This is a genomic window from Rufibacter soli, from assembly GCF_054781795.1.
Window position 1 is genome coordinate 2,411,513 of the sequence record NZ_BAAGTS010000002.1, and the last position, 20,223, is coordinate 2,431,735.

Here is a 20,223-nt window from a genome sequence, read left to right on the forward strand (position 1 = left end):
AATTAAAAGCCCCCTGCCCCTCCTTCCATATTGAATTGCCCTCGTACATAATTTAAATGCCATCATCTTTCTTTTTCAAGACTGAAAACCTTTCGTTATGGACATTTCTCACATAAAAACCTTCCTGGATAAAATAGACGGGCCAGTAGATCAACTCCTTCCAGAACTGGAGGAAATCTACAAAGACATCCACCAGAACCCCGAGCTGTCCATGCAGGAATTCAGGACGGCCAAGCTGGCGGCAGATTATCTAGTCAACTACCAATTCCAGGTCACCACGGAGGTAGGGGTAACGGGCGTGGTAGGTCTTCTGGAAAACGGGGAAGGCCCAGTGGTGATGCTGCGCGCCGACATGGATGCCTTACCGGTGGCAGAGGCCACCGGATTGCCTTATGCCAGTACCAAGGTGGCCAGAGATCCGGAAGGCATTGAGGTGGGTGTATCCCATGTCTGCGGGCATGACCTGCATGTCACCTGGCTTATGGGCGTGGCCCGGCTTTTATCAGAACACAGAGACCTATGGAAAGGTACGCTTATGGCTGTATTCCAACCGGGAGAAGAGGTAGGTCGTGGGGCCCAGAGCATGGTGGATGCTGGCATGATGCAGCGTTTCCCTAAACCAGACATTATTCTAGGCCAGCACGTGATGGTAGGCGAAGCGGGTACGGTGGGGCACCGGAGCGGCACTATTTTATCTGCCGGCAACAGCTTAAAGATTAAATTATTTGGGCGGGGCGCGCATGGTTCACAACCACAAACCTCCATAGATCCCGTGGTTATGGCAGCGGCTACCACCATGCGCCTGCAAACCATCATATCAAGGGAAGTGGCGCCCATAGAAAACGCAGTGTTGACTGTTGGGGCCTTACAGGCAGGCACCAAGGAAAACATTATTCCGGAAGATGCCACGCTTAAATTGAACATCCGCACTTTCAATGAGAACGTGCGGGACCAGATTCTCACCGCGGTAAGGCGGGTGTGCTGCGCCGAGTGTGCCGCTTCTAATGCACCCCGGGACCCAGAATTCACGGACTTAGACAGTTACCCACTCACCGAGAATGATGCTGCCGCCACCGCAAAAGTGGCCGAAGCGTTTCAAGCCTATTTTGGCGAAAAGTCCTATGAAACCGCCCCGGCCTCGGCCAGCGAAGATTTCAGCGTTTTTGGTAGAAACTGGCAGGTGCCCTATGTTTTCTGGTTTGTAGGCGGCACAGACCCCGCTCTTTACCGAGAGGCGAAAAAGAATAACCAATTAAATGCCATACCCAGTAACCATTCCCCTAAATTTGCGCCCGTAATTCACCCTACCTTAAAAACCGGATTACAGACCATGTTGGCCGCCGCTGCCGCCTGGTTCCAGTAGCCGGTACTGGGCCACAGAATGGAGAAACTACATACCCTGTATTATGTGCTTGATTTGGCGGGCACTTTTGCCTTCGCTATCAGCGGGGCCGCCGCTGCCAGAAAACGTAACCTGGACCTGTTTGGGATCTGCGCCATTGCCTTTATCGTGGCCTGCGGCGGAGGGATCATCCGGGACCTATGTATTGGGGCCATTCCTCCGGCAGGGTTAACCAACTGGCTTTATTTAGGGGCGGCCTTGACTGCTACCGGGTTGACCGTAAAATTCTTCCCGGTGGTACAGCGGCTTACCCGGCCAGTACTGCTTTTTGATGCCGTAGGACTGTCTTTATTTGCGGTGACTGGGGCTGAAAAGGCCTTGCACTATGGCCATAACGGCCAGGTAGCGGTGCTGCTGGGCATTACCACGGCTGTGGGCGGTGGCGTGGTACGGGATGTGATGCTGAACAGGGTACCCGTAATTCTGGAAAAGGAAATTTACGCCTCTGCGGCCTTGTTAGGAGCTTTGATTGTAGTGGTGGGCACCCACCAAACCTGGATCTCCTATAACTTTGTAACCATTACTGCCTTGCTGGTGTGTTTTACCTTTCGCCTTCTGGGTCTTTATTACCACTGGAATCTCCCAACTCCAGGAGAAACCACTTCAGACCAGGAAAAAAAGTAGTCGTTTTTAGCAAACGGTAACCCTTATTTTTCTCCTTTCCATTTTTTACCTGGCTATCATTGTCTCATGTAAAAGGCCTTTTTTCTGTTTTGAGGCTGTTTTTGGAAAAACAGCCTCAAAACAGAAAAAAGGCTTTCATGGCATATTCCGCCATTAAGTCTCTTTCAAGCATGCTTAACTCTTTGAGCAAATAACCGATAGAGAAGAAATGGGGATAGGCATACTTATTTCACGTTTTTGTTCCCGGCATTGGGAAAGGTGAGAAAGGTAATACTCGTGGCAGGGAGCTGCACCTGGCCCGCTTTGATGGCTTTCCCTTGCAGGGTAGGCAATTCATTGTTAGGCCGTAGCTGCAGGTCTTCCCCGTTTAGTTGAACGGTGGTGCCTTGCAGTTCTTTTGAGGTTAAGGTATACTGTTCCCCATCTGAAGGGATGGAAAGAGTGTTGCCGGCCTGATTGGTGTTAATGACCAATAACGTGATTCCTCCTTGGTGCCCTTTCATATCATGGGCGAATAAGTAAACTCCCGGAGCCCCGGTGCCTGCCTCATACACTTCTTTGCCCATGAGCCTATTTCACAAAAAGGCCGTCCAGTAGTTTGGTTTGGGCAAATGGGTGTCTTGGTCTATTAAGCTGTACTCGCTGGCTACCAAGGTATTGTGCATAATCACTTTCACCCCTTTTTTAGCCAGATAACCCATTTGGTACACATACCGGAAACAGTCAAGAAAAGTAGCCGCGAAGGGGTCTCCCCCACCGGCGGCCTGACCGGTTTCTGTGATCCAGACGGGCTTACCCGGCATGTATTGGTCCCGTAGTTTCAAGTAGTAATCTGCGGAAAGATCGGTCCTTTGCAGCCAGGCTGAGTCAAGCGCATTTTCGGCTTTTATGGAAAAGGGGCCGCTGCGGACCATGCGCATGGACGCCGCCCCGTAAAAATGGTAAGAAAACACATCAAACACCGGTTTTGGCTCGGCAGCCAACATGGCTTCAGACGAGAGGGTTTTCACGCCTAGTTCTGCGAAGGAGACTCCTGGTATGCCTTCCCCTACTGAACCTGGGCCCAAGGTCAGCATGCCGGGCACTTCCCGTTTTGCCCAGGAAGTGAAGACCGCAACATCTTTGGCAAAATCATTGGCGCTATAATTTTTGTTTATTTCGCCTCCGGCGGTGGGCATGGTGGGTTCATTGAACAGTTCAGCAGCGGCAATTTGCCCACCCAGGCTTTTTGTGTAGTTGTTTAGTTTCTGGGCTTCTTTGGGTGTCCAAACACCTTGGGCATCGCGTACCCCGTTAGACACGGCAAAGGAGGTGACCAATTTCCCGTTGGTGGCTTTTAAGAAATCAATCATGCCTTTCCACTGGCGGCGGGTAAGTACGTTTACAAAACCATCCGGGGCCGTGGTAGGTGGGGCCTCATTGTCCTGGAAGTAAACGGCGTTGGCCCAGGTACCGCTCACCCGTACATACGCCGGGGCCAGGCCTTGGGCCAGGACCCTAAGCCTTTTATCCGTCAGGTCAATGGGTACCAGTTTGCGGTATAACTGCTCGTTTTTTTGGGAAACATCATAGGTAGACACAGCTTCTGAGGAGGGCAGACTGTCCATCATTTTATAGGGTTTCCAGAATTCGCCTCCTATCAATTCCACCATTTCTACATTATATGACTGGAAGCGCTCATCTACCTGCCCAAGATGTTTCATTTCCTGTGGCTTAATGGCTAAAACGGGGCCATGGCTGGCATCAGGCTTGTTGCCGGCATCCTCAGTGCTGGTGTTTTTCTTGGAACTGTCTGAATTGCAAGCCACCAAAACCACCAAGCCCACTACTACTAAAAGCGGAGTAAATTTCATCATGCGCATCTCCTTGTATTTTTAGTTTAAATCTCAAATTGCCGGATCTTGCTTTCCTTTGGTCTACCTCCTACTTTTTGTTTTATTTAATAGCAAAAGCCTACTTAAAAGGAATGCATGGTGAAGGGATTGAAAGTGGATGACTTTAGGACCTAAAGAATTTTTAAGTATGGACTAAAGAGTTATTTAGGAAAGGTCTAATTGCCTTTATCTTCAACTCTTTACGCGGCTAAACTTTCCAGGTTGGAAGTCAACTTCCAATCTAGTCTTAGTGCTCACGGGATGATTCCAATGCCGTGTAGAGTAAAGTGCCCAGGACGAAATCATGATGGCCTAAAAGAAGAAAGAATGGTTTCAGACAAAGCCAAGGTATGAGGTTTGCGGGTGTCTATTTTTCTAAGGAAACAGGATGGTAGGTCCGTTAAATCTTGTTACTTTTCAGGCTTTAAGGTAAACTTCTACTGGGCTTTTTGGCCTAGCCTTTCGTTTTAGATTTTGACCGTTTCATAACAGAATTACAGCCCTATACCATGAAAAATATTCTGGTCCTTTTCCTCTTTTCCTTAACTGCAAGCGTAGTTTCAGCCCAAGCCTTGTCGCAGAAAAGCAAAAACAAGCCTTTTGTCCTGGGGCAGGTAGAGGAAATTAAATCAAAGGTGTTGGGTGAAAACCGGGTCCTTAATATTTACCTACCCGAAGGATACCAACCCAATGACACCACCCGCTACCCGGTAATCTACCTTTTGGATGGGTCTGCTGACGAGGATTTTATTCATGTGGTAGGGCTAGTGCAGTTCAACAGTTTTGAATGGGTGAACCAGGTGCCCAAATCTATTGTGGTAGGCATTGCCACTGTAGACCGCCGACGCGATTTTACCTTCCCCACCACCATTGAAACAGACCGCAAGAAGTACCCTACCACCGGCCACTCAGACAAGTTCATCTCCTTCCTGGAAACCGAGCTTCAGCCCTATATAGAGAAGCAGTACAAATCAAATGGCAGTAAAACTATTATAGGCCAATCTTTGGGCGGGCTCTTGCTCACCGAGATCCTGTTCAAAAAGCCAAGGCTATTCCAAAAATACGTTATCATTAGCCCCAGCCTTTGGTGGGACAATGGGTCCCTGCTGGATGTGAAACCTGCCATCTCTTCCCCTTCTTTCACCCAGGCTACCCAGGTGTACATTGGCGTTGGCAAAGAAGGGCTTACCCCCACGGCTATTCCCCGGGTAATGGAAGTAGACGCGAACGTGCTGGCAGACAAAATAAAAGCCGCCGGCAAAGGCCAGGTCACTGTGTACTTTGACTACCTGCCCCAGGAAGATCACGCCACCATCATGCACCAAGCCCTTTCCAATGCCTTTAAGGCTCTTTACCCTCAGCCAAAAAAGAACTAGCCTGTCCTACTTCTCCCGCCAGATGGGGTAAAGAGATAAGGCGAATAAGCGTGCACCTTAAATTTTTATCTAATCCAGAAAGGCCCAAATGGGTCGGGAAAGCTATGCCGTTTTCTTCTAGAAAAGGATGAGAATCCGCTCACCCCACTTCCGGCATGGCCTGAAAATTTTTGCTGGTCGTATGTTTTTTTCAAGTGCGAATTCTATATTTGAAACGCAAATCCCCCCATCCCCATCGTATAAAATTGTATCGTGAATCTCCCAGATTCACTGGTGCTCTGCTTACATTTTTAGTAACCGTACCCTTCACCTAAAAGCCCTTTATGAAAAAAAAATTACTGATCCCATTCCTGTTTTTTGCCGGTATGACCGCCTCCTTCGCCCAAACCGTAGAAACGCCTGCGCCTGAAAAAGTCTATCGCCCTGTGCGCTTTCTGCTAAGTGGGGCCTTTGAGTTTGGGGGAGACAAAGTGGCCGAAACGCAGTTCACCAACGGCGAGACCCAATCTACCAGAGCCGGGCAGGGAGTTTCCGTTCATGCTGGGGGCCAGTTTGCGTTTCCTAACCTGGACCGGTTTCTGGTGCGGGCCACGGTAGGCTTTAAGTATGTGACCACACAGGCAGACAACGCCCACATACGGCTCAGCCGAATCCCGTTGCATTTAACCGCCAATTACATGGCCACCGATAAAATCAGGTTAGGCGCCGGTATTGCCTCCCACCAAAGTATCACATTCAAGACAGATGGCCTGGGGCAGGATTTTAAATTGAAAGGCGGCACCGGGGCCATTTTTGAGGTGGCCTATGGCGTGGTAGGTATCTCCTTCACGGCCATGAGCTATAAAGATGAGTTCCAAAATTCCTATTCGGCCAACGCCATTGGGGTAACCCTTTCCGGGGTCTTTCCTAAAAACTAAACCGCTTCTACCAAAACAGAACGTAAGGAAGTCTTTTAAGTAGCCTTACCCTTTAATGCAGGGCGTTTTGAGCCTGTTTTTTGAAAAACAGGTTCAAAACGCCCTGCTCTTTTCTGGCCAATCCACCCGCCGCACTCACATGTAAATAGAATTACTATATTTGCTTTGCACCTGTTTCAGGTTTAATTCCGTAGCTAGTACCTAATCTGACTGAATATGATAACCATTGACCAATACAACTTCCAGGGCAAGCGAGCCTTGGTGCGGGTGGATTTTAACGTGCCATTGAACAGCAAATTTGAAATCACCGACGACACCCGCATACGCGCTGCCGTTCCCACTATTAAAAAGATTTTGAACGACGGCGGGTCAGTGGTCCTGATGTCGCACCTGGGCCGGCCCAAGGGAGGCCCCGAGGAAAAATATTCCCTCAAACACTTAGTGAAGCCCCTGGAAGATATTTTCCTGACCAAGGTGAATTTTTCCCGTGACTGCGTAGGGGCCGACGCTCTGGAAATGGCCACCAACCTGCAGCCCGGTGAGATTCTATTACTGGAGAACCTGCGTTTCCACGCCGAGGAAGAGCAAGGCAACCAGATTTTCGCTGAAAAACTGAGCCTGCTGGGCGATGTATACGTGAACGATGCCTTTGGGACTGCTCACCGTGCCCACGCCTCTACCGCCATCATCGCTGACTATTTCCCGCATGACAAAGTGTGCGGTTCTGTGATGCAGGCCGAGCTGGAGAATGCCCAGAAAGTATTAAGCTACGCAGACCGGCCTTACACCGCCATTATGGGCGGGGCCAAAATCTCAGACAAAATCCTGGTGATTGAGCAACTCCTGGACCGGGTAGACAACCTGATCATTGGTGGTGGTATGAGTTACACGTTTGCCAAAGCCCAGGGCGGCACCATTGGCAACTCTTTGCTGGAAGCCGACAAACAGCAACTTACCCTTGATCTTTTAAAGAAGGCCGAAGAAAAAGGCGTAAAGATTTACCTGCCCACCGACTCTGTCATAGCCGATGCCTTTGACAATGACGCCAACACCGATATGGTGGCCAGCGGCGCTATTCCGGATGGCTGGATGGGCCTGGACATAGGACCAGACACCCGTGACACTTTCGCCGAAGTAGTACGCAATTCTAAGACCATTCTCTGGAACGGCCCCATGGGCGTTTTTGAATTCCCTAACTTCGCTACCGGAACCAAAACCATTGCCGAAGCGGTAGTTCACGCCACCAAAAACGGAGCCTACTCCCTCATTGGCGGCGGTGACTCAGCAGCAGCCATCACCCAAATGGGCCACAGCCATGACGTGTCTTACGTATCTACCGGCGGCGGTGCCTTGCTGGAGTACATGGAAGGAAAAGAACTACCTGGCGTTACGGCCCTTCAGTTTGAAGAAACACCGTTAACCTAAGCGAACTACTCTAGAAAACAAAAGGGGCGGCCATTTTGGCCGCCCCTTCTGTTTTAGGCCTGTTTTTAGAAAAACAGGCCTAAAACGCAAACCCGCTTACTAAGCGCAGCCTCTCCCCTTGTTAGGAAAGTTTGCATTAAATAATTGGCTTAATCCCGCTCCGTTTACCCTTCTTTTCTCAACTACCTTTCGGCTTTGCGTTTTGAAGCCGTTTTATGAAAAACAGACCCAAAACGCTTTCTATTACCTAAAGGAGAACGTTAAAATTTTAATTCTACTTAACATATATTTTAAACCATTGACATTAATATTCTATTCGTTCCAGGTTTCCGTCAGGGGTATAGCGTAGTTGGTTATTTTCCAGCATTTCCTGTAACAGATGGCCAAGTAATTCCTGCTCAGAAGAACTAAAATGGATGGCGATGGATTTGGGGTGCAGCGGCGTTTCTTTGAGGTGGCTCAGTACGCGGGCTTCCAGGTGCAGTTTATTTTCGCCTAATTTCTTCTTTTTCTTCTGGGCAAGGCAATAATCACAGATGCGACAATCGGCCTGGGCCGTCTCTCCAAAGTAAGCCAGAATTTGACTTGTGCGGCAAGCCTTGGCGTTTTGCATATACCCTATCACACTGTGGGCTTTCTCCACAGCCCGTTCCCTGAACTGCGTGAGTCGTTTCTGGTCTAGCGGCAAAGTGGCGGCATCAAACCGGGGGGTTAAAAACTGCACCTGCGGGCCGTCATGCTGCGCTTCATACACCAGCACCTTGCGCTGGTGCAGGTGTAGCAATTGCTGCCGAACTGTTTTCTCAGGAAGGTTTAGGTGTTTGGAAAGGCCTGCCTCTGAGATCTTCACGAAATCCCGGAACATCTCGCCGCCATACAACCGCAGCAACCCTTTAATAAGCGGTTCCAGCGTTTCATTCAGTACCTGAAATTCATATAAGGCCGTGTTGCCCAGCAGGAAATTCACTTTGGAAGGACTGTAAAAGCCCTCATTTAGCTGGAACAAGCCTTCAGACTCCAGCTGTTTTAAAGAATGGTGTACCTCTACCGGGGCCAACTGATACGTGCGGCTAAAATCGGCGAGGTCAAAATCGAAGGACTGAAAAGCGCCGCTGCCAGTGGCCAGCTGGTAGTAATTGGCCAGTGCCTGGTAGACGCGCTTAATGGTGTCAATGGGTGGGTAAGCTTCCTGGGTTTTCTTTAGGAGCAAGGAAGTGTCTTCGGGGCCCAACAAGACCGTGGCATAACTGTATTTGCCGTCGCGGCCGGCGCGGCCGGCCTCCTGGTAGTACGCTTCCAAAGAATCTGGCAGGTCCAGGTGCACCACCAATCTAACGTCCGGCTTGTCAATCCCCATCCCGAAAGCATTGGTGGCCACGATTACCCGCACGCGGTCTTGCAGCCAGTCGGTTTGGGCGGCGGTACGGGTTTGGTGGGGCAAGCCGGCATGGTAGGCGGCCGCCTTGATGTTCTGCTGCTTCAGCCAGTCGGCCAGCTCCTGGGTGCGGCGGCGGTTGCGCACGTACACTATGGCCGTGCCCGGCATTTTCTGGAGAATTTCCCGTAAGCGGCCTTCTTTGTCTTCGGTGGTCAGCACCGAGTAAGACAGGTTCTTCCGGGCAAAGCTCTGCTGAAAAACCTGCAGCTTTTTGAACTGCAGCTTCTCCTGAATGTCGGCTTTCACTACCTCGGTAGCCGAGGCCGTGAGCGCCAGCACCGGCACCTGAGGCAGCACCTCGCGCAGCTTGGCAATCTCTAAATAGGGCGGCCTGAAATCATATCCCCACTGCGAAATACAATGCGCCTCATCCACGGCCAACAGACACACGTTCATGCGCTTTAAGCGTTCCAGAAACAGCTCGGTCTGCAACCGCTCCGGCGATACGTACAGGAAGCTGGTTCCGCCAAACACGCAGTTGTCCAGAATGAGGTCCCGCTCCCGTTCCGGTTGCCCCGCATGCAAGGCCGCCGCCGAGATGCCCCGTTTCCGGAGATTCTCCACCTGGTCTTTCATGAGGGCAATCAAAGGGCTTACCACCACGCAAACGCCGCCCATGGCCAAGGCCGGTACCTGAAAGCAGATGGATTTCCCGCCACCGGTAGGTAAAATTGCCAAGGTATCCTGGTTGGCCAGAACCGCCTGAATAATATCTTCCTGCCCCGGCCGGAACGCCTCATGCCCCCAGTATTGCCGTAATATCTCTTGTATGTCTGCCATAGCCAGGCCAAAAGTACGAAAATGTTGAATGGGGGTTTATGGGTTTTACTTGCTGTAGCTTGTGGCTGTTGTTTTCTTGGTAAGTTGATAAAGAATTTGCTTAAGCCTAGGATTGACTGTTTGTCTATGGCTTCATGGGCTGTGTTGTTTCATCTTCTCTCTCCGAGCGCTCACGGCCGCGAGGCCCCGCCTTCCGCCCTCGCGCTGTACCCTCTCACCTGGCCCCGCAGGGCCTGCCGCTCATCGCGGCACCGGGTCGAGTGCTAGGCGCTCAGCCGAAAGGCTGGAATCGGGAAGGCGTGGTTGCCAGGGAGAAGGCCTATAAAGGCGGTATTCCCTCTCCCTGGAGGGAGAGGGTCAGGGTGAGGGGGCAGCAGTGGTTCTATCGCCAAGGCTTTCCAAGGTAGAAACCGCTTCCTGAAAAAGAAATTGTTGCCTAGCTAAGGCCATAATATATGGCAACCTCTCCCCCCTCATCCTAGCCTTCTCCCTCAGGGAGAAGGGACTGCTACATTACGTTCTAGGCACGTTTTTGAAAAAATAGGCCCAAAACGCACCACTACCTCACCTTACCGAATACCTTTTACAAAACGCAGACTCCCCCCTTGAGGGGGGCGAAGGGGGGTGTTTACATCAGCAGATATCCCCCTGGTTCAAGTTTCCAACTTGGACCTACTATCGGGAAGTTTCCAACTTCCTTGAGGCCCCGGCCTCATTACAAGCATTTCGTTCGCCTTTGAAGGGATAGGCAGCTCCTCCACTTCCTCATAGTAAATCCATTTCCGGCACGTTTTTGCCAAAACAGGCCCAAAACAAAAAACCCGACCTAGAGGTCGGGTTTCTGTACATTCAATAACTCAATTTATAAAAATTAGGCAGCGGCAGCTTGTTCCTGCTCACGGTCCTCAATCACCTTTCTCAGCTTTTGGATAGATTGCTTAGCGCGCTCTTCGTCCAGTTTGTTGATGTTCAGGAGCATTTTAGTTTTCTCCTGACGGGTGATTACTGGGTTATTCAGTAAGCGGATGATTTCCTCTTTCTGCTTGGCCGTTGCATATTTTACCATTGCTTCATCCTGGGTAGCTTCCGGAGCCGAGGCAGGGGCTGCAGCGGGGGCTGAAACCACCTCAGGGGCATGGTCTACCGGAACTGCTTTCATGGTCTTGGCAGGGGCTGCTGGTTTAACAGCGTTATCGGTCTTTTGTTCAGACACGTTTCCCTGGTAGTCCATTTCCTCTGCAGGAGTTGGCTCATAGCCGGCAGCCCTGATAATCCAGGCTAGGGCGTTACGGTAGGCTTTACCAATAGCGCGGGTCTGCGCCATAGACGCAATCGCGTATTCCTGGTAGTATTTGCGACCCTGCTCTTTGTTGGAGCAGATGGCAAAACCAGCGCCCACAATTTGCTCCGTGCGGAGGTTCAGCAAGTTCACCTTGGCCAGGTACTTGATCTCTGCGCTGTCGCTCATGTTGGTCAGCTCATCTACTACCGGAAGTATCCCCAGTCTTGAACCGGCATACTGCCAGCCCTCCACGTTCACGTACTCCTTGCCTTGTATGTTTTGGAACAGACGGTTCTCCTTGATGAACTTGGCCAAATCAACAGCCAGGTGCATGGTTTCGTCTGAGCGGGAGATATCAAAACTCTCGATTTTGCTTTTCTTCACCACTTTATCCTCGTTATTCATTTGATTCACCTTCGTCTGCATATATCCTTTAGTTTCAGTTCAGGATAATAACAGACCTATGTTTAGAATAGTGCCATCAAACGCTATTTTAACATCAATTAATACTACTGATTATCAAGCATTTACAAGATTTTGCTAAATTATTTTTAGCAATTGATAAAACCCTGTAAATCAACGGATTGTATTCAGAAATTAATGAAAGAATTTGGGGTTTGATGGAGCAGGATTGAAGGTCTGTTTATTTCAATGTCTACTAACCATCTGGTGATTAGCAAAGCGGGATTTGACCCAAAAAATATTCTAAGTCTGTGACAATGGCCCCTGCTGACCTGCTTAATGACCACGGCGTCAAGGTGTAACGCCACTACAACACAATCACGGAGTATCATTACAGGGAACAAGCCCCCTAGCAGCTGGAAATAAGGACAGGTCAAGCCCTGTCCTACACAAACGAGATCTAATACCTTACTGCCTAGGTTAAGGCCTTTGGCACAGGCACTCGTAGGAGCTGCGCGCACTACGAGGTCTTTGGCGCCAGGGCAGCTCTGCCAGCAAGCATTTCAGTACCTTCTTCCGCCCGCAGGGCGATGTAGGCCTTGAAACGGACCAGGCAGCAGTAGGCTCCTCTGCCCTGGACCTTGCGGAGGGCCGCCACCGCGTAGCCCGAAGCATGGGCAGGGGCAAGCAATGGCTGAACATGCAGCAGTGGCGTAAGCTTCCTATGGAATAGAGGACTTTTACCCGGTGGTACCTTTCTGAAGCCCCGCCTGTCTGAGCGGCAGCGAGTTCGGGGCTTCTTGATTCTTTTGGTTACTTTTCTCATCAAGGAGAAAAGTGACAGACGCGGGTAGGCCGCCACTCCAGCCTGGAGGCTTGGTAAGGAAGAATTAGAAAGCTAAGGCTTTGTAACAGATAGAAAGGCAGTCTGAGTCGTTGGCCCCTATGAACACCAACAACGGCGAAAAGTCGTTGGCCCCTAGAAACACCAACCATAGCGAGTTTAAAAACCTAACCTAAGAAATCCCTTCCTACAACACTTCTTCTGGCTGCAGCAAATACCCGTCTTTCATGGTAAGCTTGCGGTCCGCCATATCAGCGAGGGCAGGATTGTGGGTGACGATCACAAACGTCTGGCCCAGGTCTTTTCTAAGGTTGAAGAAAATCTGGTGCAACTCATCGGCATTTTTGGAGTCCAGGTTGCCAGAAGGTTCATCGGCGAAGATGAGTTTGGGGGAATTGATGAGGGCGCGGGCCACGGCAGTACGTTGCTGCTCACCACCACTCATCTGCGAAGGCTTGTGGTCCAAACGGTCGGCCAGGCCCAGCATGGTGAGTAATTCTTTGGCGCGGGTCTCCACCTCTTTCTCATCGCGGTCCGCCAGGAAACCAGGCAAACAGACATTTTCCAGGGCAGTGAACTCAGGCAGCAGGTTATGGAACTGGAAGATAAAGCCAATGTTGCGGTTTCTGAACCGGGCCACCTCTTTGTTGCTCATGCCAGAGATCTTTTGGCCGTGCAGGTACACCTCGCCGGCGTCTGGCGCGTCTAAAGTGCCCAGCAAATGCAGCAGCGTGCTTTTCCCGGCCCCGGAGGCACCCACAATGGCCACCACTTCGGCTTCGCCAATGGAGAGGTCAATGCCTTTCAGGACAGGTAATTTTCCGTATGATTTAAACAGCCCGCGGGCCTCCAACAAAACTGGTTTCTCTGCGCTCATGTACTACAAAACAATAAGGAAGGCAGGTCATTTGCAACCTACCCGTGAAATTAACCCCTCCCCCCTCAACGGCCGGGCGACTTTTAAAGTTATTTCCAGCGCTAACCCATCTTAGTAGCAGAGGACCCCAAGAGCTGTTTTAGAGCCATTTTCCGGAAAACAGGCCTAAAACAGCTTCACTCCTTTTCTGGCCGAAAACCGGCAAAACCCGTATCTTTCTGGATATAACTCTGTGCCTATGAAGTCTTTCGGTTGGTTAGTGTACGCGTGCCTAGTGCTGCAACTGGTAGCCTGCCAATCGGCACCCTCGCAGCCTATGCCTAAAATGCCGCTGTTACGGGGCGTGAACTGGGTGGCAGCTGATACTGTGACGAAGGAGCAGTTGCAAAGCCTGAAGGATCATGGGGTGGAATGGATAGCGCAGACGCCGTTTGGCTGGCAGAAGGCCCATGACCAACCCGAGCTCACCTTCAGCAGCAACCGCGGGTATTGGGGAGAGCGGGACGCCGGACTCATCCAGACCACCTTGCTGGCCCGCTCCCTGGGCATCAAAACCCTGCTCAAGCCGCACATCTGGCTCAGGAGTAACCAAAGCGGCGCCTGGGTGGGCACTATCAAAATGACTTCAGAGGAAGACTGGCAGACCTGGTTTAAAAATTACCGCACCATGCTGCTCCACTACGCACGGCTGGCAGATTCCCTGCAGATAGAAGCCCTTTGCATTGGCACCGAACTACACCTCACCGTCACCGAAAAACCAGAGGAATGGCGCAAGCTGATCAAAGAGGTACGGCAGGTGTATGGGGGCAAGCTCACGTACGCCGCTAACTGGAACGAGGAATATGAAGACGTGCCTTTCTGGGATGACCTGGATTTTATAGGCGTGCAGGCCTATTTTCCGCTTAGCAAAGCAGCCGCCCCTCCCCTGACCACGCTGCTGGACTCCTGGAAACCCCATGTGCGGGCCCTGGAGAAACTGCAGCGCAAGTTCAATAAACCTGTGGTGTTCACCGAGGTAGGCTACCGCAACATTCCGCATGCAGCCGCCGAACCCTGGACCTGGCCCGCCCGCGGCGAACAGACGGAGCCCGAAGATCCTGCCACGCAGGAACGGTTGTATGAGGCTATGTACCGCACTTTCTGGCATAAACCCTGGTTCAGAGGCACGTTCATCTGGAAATGGTACCCCACGGTACGCGCTTCGGGCCGGGCCCGCCGCGATTTCACGCCCCAGGGCCTGCCCGCCGCCAGGGTAATGGCCCGTTATTACCAGCAAGGCAATTAAACATATCTGGGGCAACTTTGAAAAGTAAGCCGTAAACCTTACTTTCGTGCACCTAAAATCATCAACCTAACCTCATGAATATACACGAGTACCAGGCGAAAGACATTCTGAAGCGCTACGGCGTAAGAATTCAGGAAGGCATAGTAGCAGAAACCCCTGAAGAGGCGGTAGCGGCTGCCAAGCGTTTAACCGAGGAAACCGGCACTGGCTGGCACGTAATCAAAGCCCAGATTCATGCGGGCGGCCGTGGTAAAGGCGGTGGGGTGAAACTAGCCAAGAACCTGGAGCAGGTGAAGGAAATTGCTGGTCAGATCCTTGGCATGCAGTTAATTACGCACCAGACCGGTCCAGAAGGAAAGAAAGTAAACAAGGTTTTGGTAGCCCAGGATGTATACTACCCTGGAGACTCAGAGCCCAAAGAATATTACGTTTCTATCTTGCTAGATAGAGCCAAAGGACAGAACGTGATCATGGCGTCTACAGAAGGCGGTATGGACATAGAAGAAGTGGCTGAGCACACCCCTGAGAAAATCTTCAAGGAGTGGATTGACCCAGCAGTTGGTCTTCGTCCGTTCCAGGCTAATAAAATTGCGTTTGCCTTCGGTTTACAGGGCGAGGCTTTCAAGGAGTTCACCAAGTTCCTGAACAGCCTTTACAACGCTTATGTGGACACAGACGCTTCTATGTTTGAGATCAACCCGGTGTTGAAGACCTCAGACAACAAGATTCTGGCAGTAGACGGGAAAGTAGACTTAGACGACAACGCCCTGTTCCGTCACAAAGACCTGGCTGACCTGCGCGACTTAGCCGAAGAAGATCCTTTGGAGGTAGAAGCCAGCAAAAGCAACCTGAACTATGTGAAGCTGGACGGTAACGTAGGCTGTATGGTGAACGGTGCTGGTCTGGCCATGGCTACCATGGACATTATCAAGCTTTCGGGCGGTGAGCCGGCTAACTTCCTGGACGTAGGAGGTGGAGCCAACGCGCAGACCGTAGAAGCCGGTTTCCGTTTGATCCTGCAAGACCCTAACGTAAAAGCCATCCTGATCAACATTTTTGGGGGTATTGTACGTTGCGACCGTGTAGCCAACGGGGTGGTGGAAGCCTACAAGAACATTGGTACCATTAACGTGCCTATCATTGTTCGTCTGCAAGGCACCAACGCTGAGGAAGGCGCCCGCATCATTGATGAATCTGGTTTGAAAGTATACTCTGCCGTGTTATTGAAAGACGCTGCACAGAAAGTGAAAGACGTATTGGCAGAAATGGCCTAATCGTCCAGATATTTTTACTAAAAAGCCTTCTCAGCAATGGGAAGGTTTTTTTTTATATACCCCAGGCAACCTTTTGGCACGAAGGGATATCTCTTAATAAAATACATCCTATGAAAAAGAATATCCTTGTTACCCTTTGCCTGACGGCCCTAATGCACACAGGTAGCAATTCTAAGTTGCTTGCCCAAGCCAGCCTGCCTGAGACCAAAGTACTTACCTTTGACCGGGCTTCGCAGATAAACCCTACTTACCAGCATAGCACTCCAGACAACGCTTACCTCACCAAGTTGCGCACCACTTACGGGTTAGACAAAGTGGTGGGCAAAAAAACTGATTTTGATAAGGTGAAAGCCATATGTGGCTGGGCCAGGCAACGGTGGGAGCATAACGGAGACAACACTCCTCTCAAAAACGACCCTATCTCCATTTTGGAAGAAGCCGCAACCGGAAAACAGTTTAGATGTGTGGAGTATGGCATTGTGGTGAGCGGCGCCCTAAACGCCATTGGCATTCCAGCCAGAACCCTGGCCCTGAAAATGGAACATACAGACACCATTGCCTACGGCGCGGGCCATGTAGTGGCAGAAGCCTACTTACGCGACCAGAAAAAATGGGTAATGGTAGATGGGCAGTTTGACGTGATTCCCATGCTCAAGAATACCCCCTTGAGCGCCGTTGAACTGCAACAGGCCCTTTCTGCCGGCGCGCCAGACCTGAAAGTGGTATCTTTCTCTGGCACGAAAGCGGCAGAGTACTTCTCCTGGATTGCCCCTTACCTCTTTTACTTTGACACCAAATTAGACAACCGTTATGGCGTACAGCGGATCTTGGGCAGTATCATGTTGGTGCCCAAAGGCGCAAAAAACCTAACCGTATTCCAGAAAACCATGCCTATCCAGAACATGGTCTACACCCATTCCCTGGCAGATTTTTACCCCGACCTACCCTAACCCTGCTTGGTCATTTATACCCTTGGTAATCATAAACAAAAGGTCCCTCCCACTCCTTTGCAATAGGAGAAATACTAGGATTAAGGCCTAACGCAAACGGGCACCTCTTTTAAAAAGAGGCGCCCGTTTTTCATTTCTCCAGCTTAGGCTGGCCCAAACTGTTTAGTCCAGCACGTTCAACTGTACGTCTATATTGCCTCGGGTACCCACAGAGTAAGGACAAACTTGGTGGGCCTGCTCTACCAGTTCTTGTGCTTTGGCTTTGTCCACGCCATCAATCTTCACATCTAACTGTACAGCCAGCCCAAACCCTGCGTTATCAAATTGGTCTAGGCCCACATGGGCCGTTACCGTAGATTTTTCATCCAGGCGTATTTTCTGCTTACCGGCCACCAGCATTAAGGCACTCTGGAAACAGGCCGCATACCCCGCCGCGAACAATTGCTCAGGGTTGGTGGCGTCCCCTTTTCCGCCTAAGCCTTCTGGAAGCCGCACAGGCATGTCTAAAATACCATCGCTTGATTTTACATGGCCGGTGCGGCCTCCGGTAGCGGTTACCTCCGCTGTATACACTCTTTTCATAGTCGTTCTGATTAGAAATTAAAAACCTGTTCTCTTCTAAACTCATTTACCTTTAAATTGTTCTTTGCCCTAGCCAAAGACTTTTGGGTTTTAAAGGCGTTTTTGGCAAAACAGGCAAAAAACGACAAATGCCCCTTTTAAACTACCCCGGCATTTCCTACATTTGCACTCGCAATACCAGGCCGCGTAGTACAACGGATAGTATTGGAGTTTCCGAAGCTCTCGATCCAGGTTCGATTCCTGGCGCGGCCACAATGAGTAAAAAGCCCTCTCAGCTGGATGTTGAGAGGGCTTTTTGTTTTAAACAGATAAGGATATAAGCCTTTTTCCATATATTGTTAAGGAATTATCTTTCACGGTCAATAGCTCTGAACGCTCCTTGCACCCGGCATAAGAAAGTTCTTACGCATCCATAACAAGTACCATGTCAGAGAAGGAGATCGGGACGGAGCAGCTGCGGCTATTCTTAGAGGAATTTAACAGGCTGCAGGAAGAGGAAAAGGAGAGCATGCCTTTTCTGCTGCAGAAAATAGAAAGTGTGTTGCAGGTGCTGCGCTCCTTGGGCACAGATGGGTACACCGAGGACCAGACCCATCACATTGTGAACTACTGCAAACTCAAAATGAAGTACGCCCGCAAGCAGATTGAGAACGGAGACGTGGAAGAAGGATTGCAGTTCGCCAAGTCCGTTATCAGTTATTACCTCAAAGAAGCCAGTTCCCCTGAAACTTCCCTGGAAATTTAACGCACTCTCTTCGCCCTATTACAAGGAATATCCTTTCCCAAAGTACCTTGTTTTGGAGAGCACACAATCAGGTAAACTAGCCGCTACAACAAGTATTGGTGGCTTAAAGCTGGCTTGTTTCACTTTTTGCGCCTTTGAATAACCATCTCCTCAGCAGGAAGCTATTGATGCTTCAGGGAGCAACTGTTGGTTATGTTTTTCCTTACCCTACCCTTTTTCAAAGTAGATACTTTTCAATAAATTGTTGAGCTTTTTATCTACTCAAATGCCAGTTTAACTGAAACCCATTCTTAAAACCTACCCTTTATGAAAAAAGCGTTACTCCTATTAGTTGTTTTACTCAGCTTTAATCAAGTGTTTGCCCAAAGCCGGCCAGACTCCATTGAAGTGAAAAAAGGCTTCTCCACGGTGTTCAGGCAACACGGCCAGAACCTTACTCCCAAGCAATTGTTGGCGGCCACCCAATCAAACCCAGAGGCCTACAAAGAAATGAAAATTGCCAAGGGCAAAGCCGATGTAAGCTCAGTACTGGGTTTTGCTGGCGGTATGCTGGTAGGCTGGCCCCTGGGATCTGCCATAGGTGGTGGGGACCCTAACTGGACCTTGGCCGGTGTGGGCGCTGGCTTGATTGCGGTGAGTATTCCATTTTCAGTGGCTTACAACAAACACGCTAACAATGCCATCAATACATACAACCAAAGCAACCCACAAGCCTTTCTCCCTTCCCATGAGATCAAATTTGGGTTCACCGGCAATGGCGTGGGAGTAAACCTTAAATTCTAAAGCTAACTGCGCCATCCTTTTGGTTTGCCCGTTTAATAAAGGTAAGGAACCTATTTTCTCACCTCAGCTGTACGGCCATGAACCTTCTTACCCTAAATCTAACCGACAACATCAAGATAGAGGTAGATAATACGTACAGCGGCGTGGAAACCGTGAAATACAACGGCGAGGTGGTATCAGAAAAAAGGTCGCTGGCCGGGGAAAACCACCTGTTTGAGCGGGACGAAAACGGCGAAACCGTGCATTATGAGGTAAGGATCAGCATCAAAAGATTATCCCGGATTGGTATTGATATCTACCGTGATAACAAAATGATTTTGATGTGTTGAGGTAGAGGTGCCTTTGGCTTACTCCTCTTAAAAAAACACCTCGTTAAAAAACAGCAACCTGGATTAAATTCTGTTTTAAGCCCGATTTCCAGAAAACAGGTTCAAAACAGAACCTAGCCGCTAATCAATTAAAACACCTGCAAGCCAAAAACCAGAAATCCCTACCTAATAACGGTAGGGATTTCTGGTTTTTGAAAACACTTTCTATCAATCTATATAGAATCAGTGACCACCAACAGCGCGAAAATAACCCCTGGGAGCCAGAACAGTAGGGTCAGCAGAATACTGATCCAGAACCGGCTGCCCAGACCTTCATGCAGATAGACTGCCAGCGGAGGCAACAGAATAGCCAAAACCAACTTCAGGCCCAGGCTTACATCACTTTGCTGCAGGTTCTTCTTCCACTCCCGTTTCAGGTCTTTCTTCTCGGCCTTAGACAGGTTGTTGAATTTTTCGTGGGCTTTCTCCAAGGAAATGGCTTTATCCATAACCGGGGCGGTTTTAGGAGATATGGCTAGTGCCGGCGCGGGGGCTTTTGTTTCCATCAAGACGGGTCGGGGAGCTGCCGTACTGGCTTCTAAGGTATTTTCTTCCGCAACCAGGGCGGGTGTAGGAGCCACAGTGGCCTCTGCTAAAGTATTGTTGTCTGGTGCCACGGTGGGCTCTGCTTTCACTACCGCTTTGGTATAAGGCTCTGGCTTTACCGCCGAGAATCTATAATACTCTGCGGTACTACAGGCAAACAGGAACTGACCTAAGCACAGTACCATTATGAACCGGAGTAAATGTTTAAGCTGCATAACGTTAAGTAGTAATATTTAGTAAAACGATAATCCTCAAATGAATCAAACTTTCCTATGCCCGCTCCACACCTACTCTGGCGGTGGCATATCCAGAAATTGCCTATAAGGATTCTTACTAGTTATCTCTCTACTTTGTTCTATTAATTACGGCTAAAATACAGCTTCAAGTCAATTCATTAACTATCCTCCAAACCAGCAGAGAAGCTATTTTAAGCCTGTTTTTCTAAAAAT

The 20,223-nt window shown here is 50.0% G+C and carries 18 protein-coding genes and 1 tRNA gene; 12 read left to right on the plus strand and 7 right to left on the minus strand.

Annotation, left to right across the window (positions count from 1 at the left end; translation table 11 throughout):
• The first annotated feature begins 97 nt into the window (after window positions 1-97).
• A complete protein-coding gene (locus ACYVJQ_RS12140; RefSeq protein ID WP_460893344.1) occupies window positions 98-1,363 on the plus strand; it encodes an amidohydrolase in 1,266 nt (421 codons plus the stop codon).
• An 18-nt stretch (window positions 1,364-1,381) separates the two neighbouring features.
• Window positions 1,382-2,026 carry a trimeric intracellular cation channel family protein gene (locus tag ACYVJQ_RS12145; RefSeq protein WP_460893345.1) on the plus strand — a complete coding sequence of 215 codons (645 nt, stop codon included), beginning with the start codon at window positions 1,382-1,384 and terminating at the stop codon, window positions 2,024-2,026.
• 224 nt (window positions 2,027-2,250) lie between these two features.
• Here ACYVJQ_RS12145 and ACYVJQ_RS12150 read toward each other — a convergent pair whose 3' ends face one another.
• Both ACYVJQ_RS12150 and ACYVJQ_RS12155 read right to left on the minus strand, forming a co-directional pair.
• On the minus strand, window positions 2,251-2,592 hold the full coding sequence (locus ACYVJQ_RS12150) for a hypothetical protein (RefSeq protein WP_460893346.1): 342 nt from the start codon (window positions 2,590-2,592) through the stop codon (window positions 2,251-2,253).
• A gap of 9 nt (window positions 2,593-2,601) precedes the next feature.
• Window positions 2,602-3,882, minus strand: a complete 1,281-nt coding sequence (locus tag ACYVJQ_RS12155; protein WP_460893347.1) for a hypothetical protein — start codon at window positions 3,880-3,882, stop codon at window positions 2,602-2,604.
• 527 nt (window positions 3,883-4,409) lie between these two features.
• On the opposite strand from ACYVJQ_RS12155, the gene ACYVJQ_RS12160 reads away from it, so the two are divergent.
• From ACYVJQ_RS12160 to ACYVJQ_RS12170, 3 genes are all read left to right on the plus strand, one after another.
• Window positions 4,410-5,276 carry an alpha/beta hydrolase gene (locus tag ACYVJQ_RS12160; RefSeq protein ID WP_460893348.1) on the plus strand — a complete coding sequence of 289 codons (867 nt, stop codon included), beginning with the start codon at window positions 4,410-4,412 and terminating at the stop codon, window positions 5,274-5,276.
• Between the two features lie 323 nt (window positions 5,277-5,599).
• A complete protein-coding gene (locus ACYVJQ_RS12165; protein WP_460893349.1) occupies window positions 5,600-6,193 on the plus strand; it encodes a hypothetical protein in 594 nt (197 codons plus the stop codon).
• A 216-nt stretch (window positions 6,194-6,409) separates the two neighbouring features.
• The gene (locus tag ACYVJQ_RS12170) at window positions 6,410-7,618 is read left to right on the plus strand and encodes a phosphoglycerate kinase (protein ID WP_460893350.1); all 1,209 of its coding nucleotides are present in this window, start codon (window positions 6,410-6,412) and stop codon (window positions 7,616-7,618) included.
• Window positions 7,619-7,922: 304 nt separating this feature from the next.
• Here the strand turns inward: ACYVJQ_RS12170 and ACYVJQ_RS12175 are convergent, their stop codons facing one another.
• From ACYVJQ_RS12175 to ACYVJQ_RS12185, 3 genes are all read right to left on the minus strand, one after another.
• Complete coding sequence (locus ACYVJQ_RS12175; protein ID WP_460893351.1) at window positions 7,923-9,836, minus strand: RecQ family ATP-dependent DNA helicase; 1,914 nt, start codon at window positions 9,834-9,836, stop codon at window positions 7,923-7,925.
• An 871-nt stretch (window positions 9,837-10,707) separates the two neighbouring features.
• Window positions 10,708-11,523 (minus strand): hypothetical protein, encoded by an 816-nt coding sequence (locus ACYVJQ_RS12180; protein WP_460893352.1) that lies wholly within the window; start codon window positions 11,521-11,523, stop codon window positions 10,708-10,710.
• 1,028 nt (window positions 11,524-12,551) lie between these two features.
• Entirely contained in the window at window positions 12,552-13,241 is a 690-nt protein-coding gene (locus ACYVJQ_RS12185) for an ABC transporter ATP-binding protein (protein WP_460893353.1), read from the minus strand.
• Window positions 13,242-13,479: 238 nt separating this feature from the next.
• Here ACYVJQ_RS12185 and ACYVJQ_RS12190 point away from each other — a divergent pair, with 238 nt between their 5' ends.
• The 3 genes from ACYVJQ_RS12190 (at window position 13,480) to ACYVJQ_RS12200 (ending at window position 16,750) form a co-directional block, all read left to right on the plus strand.
• On the plus strand, window positions 13,480-14,526 hold the full coding sequence (locus ACYVJQ_RS12190) for a glycoside hydrolase family 113 (protein WP_460893354.1): 1,047 nt from the start codon (window positions 13,480-13,482) through the stop codon (window positions 14,524-14,526).
• Window positions 14,527-14,600: 74 nt separating this feature from the next.
• A complete protein-coding gene (gene sucC, locus ACYVJQ_RS12195) occupies window positions 14,601-15,800 on the plus strand; it encodes an ADP-forming succinate--CoA ligase subunit beta (RefSeq protein ID WP_460893355.1) in 1,200 nt (399 codons plus the stop codon).
• A 110-nt stretch (window positions 15,801-15,910) separates the two neighbouring features.
• Window positions 15,911-16,750, plus strand: coding sequence for a transglutaminase-like domain-containing protein (locus ACYVJQ_RS12200; RefSeq protein ID WP_460893356.1), 840 nt, complete (start codon window positions 15,911-15,913; stop codon window positions 16,748-16,750).
• Between the two features lie 162 nt (window positions 16,751-16,912).
• On the opposite strand, the gene ACYVJQ_RS12205 is transcribed toward ACYVJQ_RS12200, so the two are convergent.
• Window positions 16,913-17,332, minus strand: coding sequence for an organic hydroperoxide resistance protein (locus ACYVJQ_RS12205; protein WP_460893357.1), 420 nt, complete (start codon window positions 17,330-17,332; stop codon window positions 16,913-16,915).
• A 180-nt stretch (window positions 17,333-17,512) separates the two neighbouring features.
• Here ACYVJQ_RS12205 and ACYVJQ_RS12210 point away from each other — a divergent pair.
• The 4 genes from ACYVJQ_RS12210 to ACYVJQ_RS12225 all read left to right on the plus strand — a co-directional run bounded on the left by ACYVJQ_RS12210 (window position 17,513) and on the right by ACYVJQ_RS12225 (window position 19,189).
• Window positions 17,513-17,584, plus strand: a tRNA-Arg gene (locus ACYVJQ_RS12210).
• A 172-nt stretch (window positions 17,585-17,756) separates the two neighbouring features.
• Window positions 17,757-18,077, plus strand: coding sequence for a hypothetical protein (locus ACYVJQ_RS12215; RefSeq protein WP_460893358.1), 321 nt, complete (start codon window positions 17,757-17,759; stop codon window positions 18,075-18,077).
• A gap of 306 nt (window positions 18,078-18,383) precedes the next feature.
• The gene (locus ACYVJQ_RS12220; protein WP_460893359.1) at window positions 18,384-18,860 is read left to right on the plus strand and encodes a hypothetical protein; all 477 of its coding nucleotides are present in this window, start codon (window positions 18,384-18,386) and stop codon (window positions 18,858-18,860) included.
• A 77-nt stretch (window positions 18,861-18,937) separates the two neighbouring features.
• Window positions 18,938-19,189: a hypothetical protein gene (locus ACYVJQ_RS12225; RefSeq protein ID WP_460893360.1), complete on the plus strand. Its 252-nt coding sequence runs from the start codon at window positions 18,938-18,940 to the stop codon at window positions 19,187-19,189.
• A 212-nt stretch (window positions 19,190-19,401) separates the two neighbouring features.
• On the opposite strand, the gene ACYVJQ_RS12230 is transcribed toward ACYVJQ_RS12225, so the two are convergent.
• Window positions 19,402-19,989 carry a YqaE/Pmp3 family membrane protein gene (locus tag ACYVJQ_RS12230; protein ID WP_460893361.1) on the minus strand — a complete coding sequence of 196 codons (588 nt, stop codon included), beginning with the start codon at window positions 19,987-19,989 and terminating at the stop codon, window positions 19,402-19,404.
• Between the last annotated feature and the right edge of the window lie 234 nt (window positions 19,990-20,223).

Excerpts from the sequence above, each read along its gene's own strand:
- ACYVJQ_RS12140 (WP_460893344.1), top strand. The coding sequence starts at position 98 with ATGGACATTTCTCACATAAAAACCTTCCTGGATAAAATAGACGGGCCA.
- ACYVJQ_RS12145 (WP_460893345.1), top strand. The coding sequence starts at position 1,382 with ATGGAGAAACTACATACCCTGTATTATGTGCTTGATTTGGCGGGCACT.
- ACYVJQ_RS12150 (WP_460893346.1), bottom strand. The coding sequence starts at position 2,592 with ATGGGCAAAGAAGTGTATGAGGCAGGCACCGGGGCTCCGGGAGTTTAC.
- ACYVJQ_RS12155 (WP_460893347.1), bottom strand. The coding sequence starts at position 3,882 with ATGATGAAATTTACTCCGCTTTTAGTAGTAGTGGGCTTGGTGGTTTTG.
- ACYVJQ_RS12160 (WP_460893348.1), top strand. The coding sequence starts at position 4,410 with ATGAAAAATATTCTGGTCCTTTTCCTCTTTTCCTTAACTGCAAGCGTA.
- ACYVJQ_RS12165 (WP_460893349.1), top strand. The coding sequence starts at position 5,600 with ATGAAAAAAAAATTACTGATCCCATTCCTGTTTTTTGCCGGTATGACC.
- ACYVJQ_RS12170 (WP_460893350.1), top strand. The coding sequence starts at position 6,410 with ATGATAACCATTGACCAATACAACTTCCAGGGCAAGCGAGCCTTGGTG.
- ACYVJQ_RS12175 (WP_460893351.1), bottom strand. The coding sequence starts at position 9,836 with ATGGCAGACATACAAGAGATATTACGGCAATACTGGGGGCATGAGGCG.
- ACYVJQ_RS12180 (WP_460893352.1), bottom strand. The coding sequence starts at position 11,523 with ATGAATAACGAGGATAAAGTGGTGAAGAAAAGCAAAATCGAGAGTTTT.
- ACYVJQ_RS12185 (WP_460893353.1), bottom strand. The coding sequence starts at position 13,241 with ATGAGCGCAGAGAAACCAGTTTTGTTGGAGGCCCGCGGGCTGTTTAAA.
- ACYVJQ_RS12190 (WP_460893354.1), top strand. The coding sequence starts at position 13,480 with ATGAAGTCTTTCGGTTGGTTAGTGTACGCGTGCCTAGTGCTGCAACTG.
- sucC (WP_460893355.1), top strand. The coding sequence starts at position 14,601 with ATGAATATACACGAGTACCAGGCGAAAGACATTCTGAAGCGCTACGGC.
- ACYVJQ_RS12200 (WP_460893356.1), top strand. The coding sequence starts at position 15,911 with ATGAAAAAGAATATCCTTGTTACCCTTTGCCTGACGGCCCTAATGCAC.
- ACYVJQ_RS12205 (WP_460893357.1), bottom strand. The coding sequence starts at position 17,332 with ATGAAAAGAGTGTATACAGCGGAGGTAACCGCTACCGGAGGCCGCACC.
- ACYVJQ_RS12215 (WP_460893358.1), top strand. The coding sequence starts at position 17,757 with ATGTCAGAGAAGGAGATCGGGACGGAGCAGCTGCGGCTATTCTTAGAG.
- ACYVJQ_RS12220 (WP_460893359.1), top strand. The coding sequence starts at position 18,384 with ATGAAAAAAGCGTTACTCCTATTAGTTGTTTTACTCAGCTTTAATCAA.
- ACYVJQ_RS12225 (WP_460893360.1), top strand. The coding sequence starts at position 18,938 with ATGAACCTTCTTACCCTAAATCTAACCGACAACATCAAGATAGAGGTA.
- ACYVJQ_RS12230 (WP_460893361.1), bottom strand. The coding sequence starts at position 19,989 with ATGCAGCTTAAACATTTACTCCGGTTCATAATGGTACTGTGCTTAGGT.